We start from the raw sequence: 10,951 nt of genomic DNA on the forward strand, positions 1-10,951 counted from the left end.
AAAACCAAGTGCAAAGCATAGTGCACATATAACAACGTTTGGCTTAGTATTTTGTCACTGAATATGAATGGATATGTACTAAGTGCCTAAAATAACAGTTGATACTTACCCCCATAGGCTTACCCCTAAACTAAGTACCAACATCGACAAGCTATAAGTATATGGAGAATAAAATGGCTGGTGTATTGGGAATGATTCTTGCTGGCGGTGAAGGCTCTCGCTTAAGACCTTTGACTGAATCTCGCAGCAAACCCTCGGTTCCATTCGGCGGAAGCTACCGCTTGATTGATTTTGCTTTAAATAACTTCGTAAATGCAGATCTTATGAAGATTTACGTTTTGACGCAGTTTAAATCGCAATCACTATTCCACCATATGAAAAAAGGTTGGAATATCAGTGGGATAACAGATAGATTCATCGACCCAATCCCTGCGCAGATGCGTACGGGTAAGCGTTGGTATGAAGGTACAGCGGACGCAATTTACCAAAACCTCCGCTTCATGCAACTAGAAGAACCAGAGCAAGTTTGTATTTTTGGTTCTGACCATATCTATAAAATGGACATTAAGCAGATGCTTGATTTCCACAAAGAGAAGAAAGCGGCGTTGACGGTTTCTGCACTACGTATGCCTTTGGCTGACGCATCAGAGTTCGGTGTTATCGAGGTGGATGCGGAAGGGCGTATGATCGGCTTTGAAGAGAAGCCGGCGAATCCTAAGCCAATCCCTGGTCACCCTGATTTAGCACTCGTTTCAATGGGTAACTACGTCTTTGAAGCAGACGAGCTATTTGCTGAACTGGTAGAAGATGCCGATCGTGAAGGTTCTACTCACGATTTTGGTAAGGACATCATTCCAAATATGTTCCCGCGTGGTGACGTGTTTGTTTATGACTTTAGCACCAACCGTATTACTGGTGAAAAAGAGGAAGTGTACTGGCGTGACGTTGGTACGATTGACGCTTACTGGGAGGCACACATGGACCTGCTAGAAAAAGATGCGCCATTCTCTCTATATAACCGTAAATGGCCTCTTCACACTTACTACCCGCCACTACCGCCGGCAACCTTCACCGACTCTGCGAACGGACGAGTTCAGATCATTGATAGTTTGGTCTGTAACGGTAGCTATGTACGTGGCTCTCGCATCGAGAAGTGTGTACTTGGTTTCCGTAGTAATATTGCATCTGCTTGTGATATCAGCGAAAGTATCTTACTTGGCGACGTTAAAGTGGGTGAAGGCTGTGTCCTTCGTCGTGTCATCGTCGATAAAGATGCAGATATCGCACCGGGTACTCAAATCGGTGTGAATCTGAAAGAAGATAAAAAGCACTACCACGTTTCCGAAGATGGTGTGGTAGTCATCCCTAAAGGAGCAAGAGTTGGTTACTAAAACTCTCTCGGTACTTTTTGTAGCGTCTGAAGTTGAAGGTTTAATAAAAAGTGGTGGCTTGGCTGATGTAGCCAAGGCACTGCCTAAAGCGTTGCAAACACTCGAACAGGACGTTCGAGTGACCATCCCCGCATACAGCAAAATTCCAAACATTGAATCAGCAGAAGTGATTCTAACGACTGAGCTCGATCACTGGCCTCATACTGCTTATCAAGTTAAGAAATTAAGTGTTGAGGGCGTTCAAGTTTTTGGTATTGAATGTCCACAGTACTTTAACCGCGCCGAGATGTATGCTAAGCACAACCAGGCATACGCTGATAATGGTGAGCGATTTTCATTTTTCAGCGCCGCTTGTTTAGATATGCTGCCAAAGCTAGGTTTTCAACCTGATATTGTTCATGCCAACGATTGGCACACAGGCTTTGTTCCGTACTTACTCAAGTCTCGTTATCAAGATCATGATTTTTTTAAAGGGATGCGCAGTGTTATTTCGATACACAATGCTGTCTTTAAAGGTGTGTTTTCTTACGAGGAGCTGCAAAACCTACCGGAAATGCACAGTCGACATGTGCCTGAAGCCGCAGTCAGTGACACTCATGTCACAATGTTAAAGGCTGGTGTGATGTGCGCAGACAAGATCAATGCTGTTAGCCCAACGTACGCTGAAGAGCTCAAAACAGAGCTTGGAAGTCATGGCATGGCGCGAGAGTTCCAACAACGTTCTGATGACCTATTTGGTATTTTAAATGGTTGTGACTACGGTTCATGGAACCCTGAAACGGATGTGTATCTACCGCGCAAATATAAAGCGACGAAGCACAGTATGGTACAGGGAAAATCTGCCTGTAAGCAAAAGTTACAACAAGAAGTTGGTTTACCTGAAACTGATTGTGCTGTGTATGGCATGGTGTGTCGCTTAACCAATCAGAAGGGTGTCCACTATTTAATACCGATCATTGAAGAGTTTCTCAAAAATGAGCTGCAAATCGTGATTGTTGGTACTGGTGACCCTGTCTTGGCAAGTCAACTTAAAGAGCTTTCCGCGTTGCATTCAGAGAAGTTTTCGTTTGTTGAAGCTTACAACAATGAGTTGGCTCACTTAGTTGAAGCCGGTTCAGACTTTTTCTTAATGCCATCTGAATTTGAGCCTTGTGGCTTGAATCAGATATACAGCATGGCCTATGGCACATTGCCTATTGTTCGTTCGGTGGGTGGTTTGAAAGACAGTGTTAATCATTACGATGACAACCCAGAACAGGCAACCGGCTTCGCGTTCAAAGAGCCAACGCCTCAGGCTCTACTTTCTGTACTGCATCGCTCTCTGCTGCTTTATGCGCAAAAACCTGCAGAAGTTCGTCGAGTTCAGCTTTATGCAATGCAACAGAATTTTTGCTGGGAAGATGCCGCTAGATCTTATCTAGATATGTATCACACAGCATTTTAATTCGTTTATTTGCAAAGTAAGGTGTTCCATTGTGAACACCTTTATTTTTCCTGTCGCGTGAACAATCGCTCCGCCTAGTGCTTTAGGAGTAATTGTGGTCGAGCTATTCAGAACGTTGATAAGATGATTGACACTACCATCACTTAATCGGTTTAATAGCGTGCTATGATTACCGAGCACCTAACAGCGGTGTCCAAGCAAATAAGTAGAATTAAAGCGATAGGTATGTCTGAGAGTTTATTATTCCATAAAACATTCAATCACCCGACCAGTGATGAGTGGGTCGTTTTTGTCCACGGTGCTGGTGGGAGCTCGTCCATTTGGTTTAAGCAGATCAAAGCTTACAAACAGCACTTTAATTTGTTGTTGATTGACCTAAGAGGGCATGGCAAGTCTGACAATCTCTTAAAAGAGTTGATCAGCAACCGATACACCTTTAAAGCGGTAACCCTCGATATTCTTAAAGTTCTCGATCACCTCAAGATCCGTTCGGCACATTTTGTCGGAATGTCTCTTGGAACCATTATCGTGCGAAATGTGGCTGAGTTGGCTGCGGAACGTGTGCGTTCGATGGTACTCGGTGGCGCTGTAACGCGTTTGAATACACGTTCTCAAGTTTTGGTTAAACTCGGAAACCTCAGTAAACATATTATTCCTTATATGTGGCTCTATAGCTTATTTGCTTACATTGTGATGCCGCAAAAGAGCCAGCGAGAGTCGAGACACCTTTTTATCCGTGAAGCGAAAAAGTTGTGTCAGAAAGAGTTTAAGCGTTGGTTTATTCTTACTGCTGATGTTAATCCGTTGATGCGTTACTTCAAAGAACGAGAGTTGCCTATACCAACTTTGTACCTGATGGGAGAGCGTGACTATATGTTCATTAAGCCTGTGAAAGAGATGGTAGCGGCTCATAAGTCGAGCGAGCTGGTGGAAATTGCTAACTGTGGTCACGTTTGTAACGTGGAGCAGCCAGAAGAGTTTAATCAGCGTTCAATCGCGTTTATTCAGAAGCAAATCAAATAGTGCGATTGTGATGGGGCATCCCTCACGACACCGAGCAAGATACAAAGACAGGAAGCTATGATGCTTCCTGTTTCTTTTTGGAGAATGAGCTTTTGGAGATTGGACTTTTAAGCGCCTTTTGCTAACTCATGTTTCAGGGCAGGGTGAGCCACACTGCCAACATGAGCCAAATTGGGCTTCATTGATTTCATGACATTGGCTGCAACGCCACTCTTCATAGATGATGGAGTCTTGTTGTTTCTTATAAGCGTTAATGAGATTCAATGCCGCAGGCGCGTCAGAAGGCTCGTAGAGCCACACATATGGGTCTGTTTCCTCAGAGAAGGGGATTTCTCCTTTCAAACCAAACAACCCTTCTCCACGCACCTCACAGGCAATCTTTTCACTCTCTAGCAGCCCACAGATTATATGAGCCTCAGTTGGGTTTGCAGCACTGAAGATCTTCATCCACTTTCCTTGTCTATTCTACTATTGGTGCCGAACGAAACTTACCCATAATCCATTTTGCGGCGATTGGGAACACCCCAAGTAGTGCAAAAGAGATGAGTACAGAAGGAGATACGATACCTGATAGAGATTCGATCTCTGCCAGTTGAGTACCTGCGTTTAAGTAAACGGCAGTGCCAGGAAGCATCCCTAACTGACTGGTTAAATAGTAACGCCCTACGGAGATAGGTGTTAAACCCATGAGTAAGTTAATTAAGAAAAATGGGAATACCGGAATCAAACGTAGAGAGAATAGGTAGAATGCCCCGTCTTTTTCTACACCTTGGTTGATGGTAGACAGCTTGTCACCAAATTTACTTTGTACCCAGTCTCGTAATAGAAAACGGCTGCTCAAAAACGCCAGTGTTGCACCTATAGTGCTTGCAAACGAGACGAGTAACAAACTGGTCCAGAAGCCGAATAGAGCCGCACCGAGCAGCGTAACCACCGCGGCACCTGGAATTGAAAATGCGGTAATCATTACATAGAGAATGAAGTAGGTTGCTGCTGCTGCAACAAAATGACTCTCTATGTAGCCGTTTAGAAGTGCTTGTTGAGCCTTGGCATTTTCAAGCGTTAAGTACTGGCCAAAGTTGACAGCCAGTATCACTATCGTGGCAACTAAAATTATGCCTAAAATCATTTTCTTACTCATGAGAGCGTCCCTAAATTTTTTGCTTGTAGTTAGTATAGTTAGACAGGAGGAGGAGAGATTAACTTTCAATAGAAAATAAAAAAAGCCACATCAATGTGGCTTTTGACAATTAAGTGATTTGGACTTAATTAATAGAGTTGATAAGCTCATCGCGTCGTTGTTGAGGTATGACCGACCAATGAGTACCGTTGATGGCACCTTCAAGTGCCCAAAGCAGCTCTAAGCTGACACTGGACGAGTGAGACTCTTTTATTGCTTTGTACGCATTAACAGAACCAGACTCATACAAGCTCTCGACGGTATCGATGCCTGCTTTTTTCAACATACGCTCTGTGGCAAGCCGAAGGTTGGGCAAATCTTTTAATCGTGTAGGCTTCGCCGATGATTGGATTTGCTTCTCTTTTTTGGCACAGTCAAGGGACGTTTTTGCCAGTTCGATAATACGTTCTTGAGTCTGCCAGAGGTCTTCTGGAAGAGCAAAATACTTAGTAACGACTGGGAATCCGCGTTTTTTGTATACGTAAGGTTCGAAACCCTGTTGTTCAAATTTTGAAGTAGTATTTTTGTCAGCTCGAATGTGTAATTGATTGTTAACGACCAGTGCAAACATCGTGTCGTCGGCAAAGAGGCCAAAACCGCCAAACATTGAGCGTGACTTAATCTTTCCAAGTGGCTCAAATAACTTCATTGAGTCCTTGAGTATCGGTTTATCCATATTGTTTATCTCGGTGTATTTGAATTACGCCACCAAATAAGCAGGTCCGAGAGATTAGCAAAATGTCGCAATAAAATTGTCAATAAGCCGTAAATTACTACTAAAGGTAGGAAATACTGCATTTTGCCATCGGTAACCCCGCTACCATACCAATAATGGGTTAGGCCGGAGGCTTTGCGTCTCACCCTTTCAAGTGATTTGCCCTGTGCGTGACTGTATAACGAAGAATAAAGTTTTTTGTTGAATGAGGTTCACACTTGTTATTCCAAAATGTGATCTTAATTCAGTTAATTGTTGTATTTATATGCAACAAGGTTTTTATTTTGTCGGAATAAAAAAAACGCACCAAGCGGTGCGTTTTATTAGATTTTTCTAAAGTTTACGTTATTTTAACGTTCTAACTGTAGCTCGCTCAATGATCTCTGGATGCATTTCGAACACGCGTTTTTCGTGATCTTTGTCTTTAATGCGTTCCAACAAGATTTCAAATGCGTTTTTGCCGACACGACGCTTTGGCTGGTGAACAGTTGTCAACGGTGGTGAGAAGTACTCTGCCAGCTCAATATTGTCGTAACCAATCACTGAAATGTCTTCTGGGATCTTAATGCCTTGCTGTTGTAGACGGCTCATAAGACCAAGTGCCATCGTATCGTTGAAACAGAATACTGCTGTCGGGCGATTCTCCATTGCAACGATTTTATCTGCCGCGATAACTGCGGTGTCACATTCGAAGTTACCTTCAAGAATTAGACTGTCATCTGTTTGAATGTTTGCTTCCTCAAGAGCACGGCGATAACCCGCGATACGCTCTACACATGCCGCTTTATCCAAATGTCCACTTAGACAAGCGATACGTTCATGTCCTCGTTCAACCAGGTATTTAGTGGCGAGGTAGCCACCTTCTTCTGAGTTGTCGATGATTTTATCCGCTTGTGAACTCTCTGGGCCCCAGTCCATAACAACTTTTGGAATGTCTGCGTGGCGGTCAAGCATTTCACGCAGTTCTTCAGTTAAGTCAGAACACATTACCAAGATGCCGTCTACGCGTTTTTCAGCAAGCATTCGGATGTAGTCGCGTTGCTTCTCGTAGATACCACCTGTGTTACATAGAATCAGCGTGTAGCCTTGACGGTAACAGTAGCTCTCTACTCCATCGATCACTTCAGAGAAGAATAGGTTGGTTGATTGAGTCACTAGCATACCGATTGTGCGCGTAGAGTTACATTTCAGGCTACGAGCAACAGCACTTGGTGCATAATTTAGTTCATCGACGGCTTTGTTTACTTTTTCTTGAGTCGCTTCTGCGACGAAACGTGTCTTGTTGATCACGTGAGAAACGGTGGTTGTTGATACGCCGGCTAAGCGAGCGACATCTTTTATAGTTGCCATGGCTTTATCCTATTGATAGCTACTTCCTCAGCAGTACGGAGCAAGTAGCCGTTTAAAGCTACCAGAACAAGAGCTTAGAATATGGAGGGCTCTCTCGGTACTAAAGTGCTAAAAAACAAAAAACCGCTTATGAGAGCGGCTTGTCTTAACACCGAAATGCTCTTAGCTAATTTAAAGCATAGCATTTCGAGAATGTTTCATATTTTATCGTTTGCGGTCACAATTTTAGACTGACTAGAAAATACTCGCAATAAAATTCACCCAGAAATCTGGGTGAGTTGTCACATTCTACCTAAATTGTACCCTTAGTCATCAGTGAATTTATTCACCAGCTAAATATTGTGTATCAAGTTTACAGAAAGCGACTAGCAATTCTGCAACACATGCGTAAAAACCAAACTCATCAAATTCACGGCATTTTACTGCGAACTGTGGAACCCAACTAAGGAGCTGTCGTTCAACAAACTCGTGTTGTGTAGCGAAAGCCGTTTCTAGATCTTGTTCACTCTCAAGGTCGTTGGAACGAATAATGATGTTACCCAGGAAATCTAACTCAATGGCTAGGTGGTCAGCAGGCTCTTTCAGATCTTGGTTTACGGCGATGCCGTAAGACGCCATGATGGCTTCCATGTCTTGAGCTGGTTTTGCATTCAGTAGTCCACTTTTGTCTAGATAAATAGAAGCGTACGGCAGAGCACCGTACTTATCCGACTTTAAGAACAGCTCGCAAAAATCGGATGAAAGCTCTAATTGAGCATCTTCACGGTTCTGTAATCGGTTAAGTGTATCTACTAGGTTATTGATTGATGGCTTAAGCGTCTCGTTGTCGCCGAGGCCGGTTAAAAACGAACGAATCTCAACCGAGTGGTATTTGTCCAATTCTTCTTGAGTCAGTTCTTTCGCGAACAGGCTCGATAGCCACCAGTAGATTTCAGCTCGTTGTTCATTGAACGCTTTGGTTTCTTTCATCTCAATAATCCTAATATCGTCTTTCGTAATATCTGCGGTACGAAGGCTTACTAACCCTTGTATTTGCTAACTGCAAAGTCACTCGTTAGTAGTAATGCCTATATTGAATTGCGATGGGGGTTAAATAGCAAGGTTTAAGATTGTCTTGTATCAAAAAAAATTCAGGTTTCTGGCTTTTATCTTACCTACTACTAGAATTGTTACTAGTTATGAATAGAATGGTCACTGAAACTATTAAATAAGAAAAGTGGTGTAGATGAGCTATCACGTATTAGTCGTTGAAGATGATGTGGTAACCCGTAGTAAGCTAGTTGGATATTTCCAGAATGAGGGTTACACAGTAAGCGAAGCAGAAAGCGGCGCTCAAATGAGAAATGTTTTAGAAGAAAATAACGTAGATCTCATTATGCTGGACATCAACTTACCAGGCGAAGATGGATTGATGCTAACTCGCGAATTACGCAGTCAATCAGACATTGGGATTATTTTAGTTACTGGACGCACGGATAGCATCGACAAAATTGTAGGCCTAGAGATGGGCGCAGATGATTATGTTACCAAACCATTTGAACTTCGCGAATTATTGGTTCGAGTGAAAAACCTACTTTGGAGAATTTCTGCGGCTCGCAAGTCACCATCAGATGCAACTGAGCAGGCGGAAGACGCGTCAATCGTTCGCTTTGGTGAATGGACGTTTGATATTCCACGTCGCGCACTGAGTAAAAACGGTGAGCCAGTGAAATTGACCAAAGCTGAATATGAGTTATTGGTTGCTCTGTCGTCATACCCTAACCAGGTTTTAAGTCGTGAGCGAATCTTAAATATGATTAGCCACCGCGTTGATGCACCAAACGATCGTACCATCGACGTATTGATTCGTCGTATGCGTGCTAAGATGGAGTTTGATCCAAAGAATCCACAAATTTTTGTGACGGTTCATGGTGAAGGCTATATGTTTGCAGGCGATTAGCAGCTAGAATTGAAATGTTCAACTAGCGAAATTGAAAAAGCCGAGATATTCAGTATCTCGGCTTTTTGTTTATGAAATTAGCTTGAAAGGTCTAGGGACTTAAAGTCACTTCATACAGCATTAAATGGCTGGTTGTGCGCCACTTGTTGGTAGTGCATCGGAGGCGGCAGAGAGCTCTTCTTCAAGCATTGAAGGTTCGGGGATGATCATTGGCTCTTCCATTTCGGTGCTTTGGTTATCTAGCCAATCGCGCAATGATTGCCAAACTAACCCCATCGTTTCATGCCAATATCGTTCGGTCTGCTCTAAGTAGATCGCTTTTGGCATGTACTTGTTCCAAGGTTGCTCAATGCCTTCTTGAGCCAGAAAATTGGTAGGCGCTGGAATCGGCTTCATTCCTGCATCATGAAATTCGTTGAGAGCGCGCTGCATATGGCTGGCGGAAGTCACGAGTACCATTCGTTTGTTTTTCACAAATGCAGCAGCCTGACGCGCTTCTTCCCACGTATCTTTAGCTGTCTCAAGTAGGATAATGTCTCGTTTAGACACACCCAAGGCCAAGGCAACCTTCGCCATCATGCGTGCATTACTGACTTCAGTACCACCACCATAGCCAGATAAAATCAATCTAGCACCGGGATAGATTCGTTGAATGCGGATGCCTTCACTCAATCTCATCAGGCCTGTTCGGCTGAGTTCAGATGTAGGCGGGATTTGGTCGTCTACGACATGGCCACTACCCAATACCATCACATAGTCGATAGATTCATTTGTCGGCAAAAATGCGGTGTGTTGTCGTTCCATTGGCATAAGAAGTTGGCTAGAAACGGGTTGGAACGCGATCAGGAAAATACCACAAAGTGCAGAGAGCGTGATAAGGCACCCTGTTTTACGTTTTGTAGTGAACATAACAAGGGCTAGCCCCAGAAAAGCGAGAATTAACATTGCTGGCAGTGGCATCAACAGTGAAGACACTACTTTTTTCAGCTCAAACATATCCGATTAGTCCGAAAAAACATCACTTAGTACTAAAAAGAGACATCGCCTCTTTATTCCTGAAATTCCTGTGACAGAATAGCAGGCACGATAGGACATGATAACCCAAGTAGCTGTGACTGAAGACCGTAATTTCGACGATATTGCCCACAAATTTGCAAAAAATATTTACGGCTCTGACAAAGGAGAGATCCGTCAGATCATCGTATGGGAAGATTTAAAGCAAGCGTTAAGCACATTTAAAACCGAAGAAACACCTTTGCACATTCTGGATGCTGGAGGTGGTTTAGCGCAGATGTCGCAAAAGATAGCTAGCTTGGGGCATAAAGTGTCGCTGTGTGATCTCTCTTCTGAAATGCTGAAATTGGCACAGCAAGATATTGATAAAGCCGGCTTGCTTGAACAGTATCGATTCATTCATTCTCCGGTTCAAAATATTGCACAGCATATAGAAGAGCCAGTGGATATGGTGATGTTTCATGCTGTAATGGAGTGGTTAGCTGATCCAAAAGAGGCTTTGGATATCCTGCTTAAGCAAGTGAAGCCGGGTGGCGTGGCATCAATTATGTTTTACAACCATCACGGATTAGTCCTCAAAAATGTGATTTGTGGCAATATTCCTCATGTATTAAATGGGATGCCACATCGAAAACGGTTTAAGCTGCAACCCCAAAAAGGTTTGAAACCTGAAGAGGTCTATCAGTGGATAGAAGAGGCGGGTCTTGAGATTAAAGGAAAGTCGGGTATTCGTTCGTTTAGCGATTACATAGGTAATATGGAGTACATGGGCGACTACCAATTCGAAGATGTACTTGAGCTTGAGAAACAGCTATGTCGTCAAGAGCCTTACCTCTCTTTAGGTCGCTATGTTCACGTTTGGGCGCAAAAACCAGAATAAAAAAGCGGAGAATGT

Annotated in this window: 11 protein-coding genes and 1 riboswitch; of the genes, 5 read left to right on the top strand and 6 right to left on the bottom strand. The window is 43.3% G+C overall.

Annotated features, from left to right (window positions below; all coding sequences use genetic code 11):
- Positions 1–173 precede the first annotated feature (173 nt).
- The 3 genes from glgC (at position 174) to vsple_RS05220 (ending at position 3,858) form a co-directional block, all read left to right on the top strand.
- Entirely contained in the window at positions 174–1,391 is a 1,218-nt protein-coding gene (gene glgC, locus vsple_RS05210; protein ID WP_261882867.1) for a glucose-1-phosphate adenylyltransferase, read from the top strand.
- Positions 1,381–2,835, top strand: coding sequence for a glycogen synthase GlgA (gene glgA / locus vsple_RS05215; RefSeq protein ID WP_261882868.1), 1,455 nt, complete (start codon positions 1,381–1,383; stop codon positions 2,833–2,835). The genes glgC and glgA overlap by 11 nt, the downstream gene beginning before the upstream one ends.
- 225 nt (positions 2,836–3,060) lie before the next feature.
- Positions 3,061–3,858: an alpha/beta fold hydrolase gene (locus vsple_RS05220; RefSeq protein ID WP_255231004.1), complete on the top strand. Its 798-nt coding sequence runs from the start codon at positions 3,061–3,063 to the stop codon at positions 3,856–3,858.
- Positions 3,859–3,984: 126 nt separating this feature from the next.
- On the opposite strand, the gene vsple_RS05225 is transcribed toward vsple_RS05220, so the two are convergent.
- The 5 genes from vsple_RS05225 to torD form a co-directional block, all read right to left on the bottom strand.
- Complete coding sequence (locus vsple_RS05225; RefSeq protein WP_261882869.1) at positions 3,985–4,305, bottom strand: putative signal transducing protein; 321 nt, start codon at positions 4,303–4,305, stop codon at positions 3,985–3,987.
- A 13-nt stretch (positions 4,306–4,318) separates the two neighbouring features.
- Entirely contained in the window at positions 4,319–4,999 is a 681-nt protein-coding gene (locus vsple_RS05230) for a TVP38/TMEM64 family protein (RefSeq protein WP_261882870.1), read from the bottom strand.
- A 124-nt stretch (positions 5,000–5,123) separates the two neighbouring features.
- Entirely contained in the window at positions 5,124–5,714 is a 591-nt protein-coding gene (locus vsple_RS05235; RefSeq protein ID WP_255231001.1) for a TfoX/Sxy family DNA transformation protein, read from the bottom strand.
- A 128-nt stretch (positions 5,715–5,842) separates the two neighbouring features.
- Positions 5,843–5,927, bottom strand: a riboswitch (cyclic di-GMP riboswitch).
- Between the two features lie 171 nt (positions 5,928–6,098).
- Positions 6,099–7,103 carry an HTH-type transcriptional repressor PurR gene (purR, locus tag vsple_RS05240; RefSeq protein ID WP_261882871.1) on the bottom strand — a complete coding sequence of 335 codons (1,005 nt, stop codon included), beginning with the start codon at positions 7,101–7,103 and terminating at the stop codon, positions 6,099–6,101.
- A 321-nt stretch (positions 7,104–7,424) separates the two neighbouring features.
- The gene (torD, locus tag vsple_RS05245; protein ID WP_261882872.1) at positions 7,425–8,072 is read right to left on the bottom strand and encodes a molecular chaperone TorD; all 648 of its coding nucleotides are present in this window, start codon (positions 8,070–8,072) and stop codon (positions 7,425–7,427) included.
- Between the two features lie 256 nt (positions 8,073–8,328).
- On the opposite strand from torD, the gene torR reads away from it, so the two are divergent.
- On the top strand, positions 8,329–9,042 hold the full coding sequence (torR, locus tag vsple_RS05250; protein ID WP_261882873.1) for a two-component system response regulator TorR: 714 nt from the start codon (positions 8,329–8,331) through the stop codon (positions 9,040–9,042).
- Positions 9,043–9,162: 120 nt separating this feature from the next.
- Here torR and elyC read toward each other — a convergent pair whose 3' ends face one another.
- Complete coding sequence (gene elyC / locus vsple_RS05255) at positions 9,163–10,038, bottom strand: envelope biogenesis factor ElyC (protein ID WP_261882874.1); 876 nt, start codon at positions 10,036–10,038, stop codon at positions 9,163–9,165.
- Between the two features lie 115 nt (positions 10,039–10,153).
- Here elyC and cmoM point away from each other — a divergent pair, with 115 nt between their 5' ends.
- Positions 10,154–10,936, top strand: a complete 783-nt coding sequence (cmoM, locus tag vsple_RS05260) for a tRNA uridine 5-oxyacetic acid(34) methyltransferase CmoM (protein ID WP_261883121.1) — start codon at positions 10,154–10,156, stop codon at positions 10,934–10,936.
- Positions 10,937–10,951: the final 15 nt, after the last annotated feature.

It is taken from the genome of Vibrio pelagius (genome assembly GCF_024347575.1).
Lineage (GTDB): Bacteria > Pseudomonadota > Gammaproteobacteria > Enterobacterales > Vibrionaceae > Vibrio > Vibrio pelagius.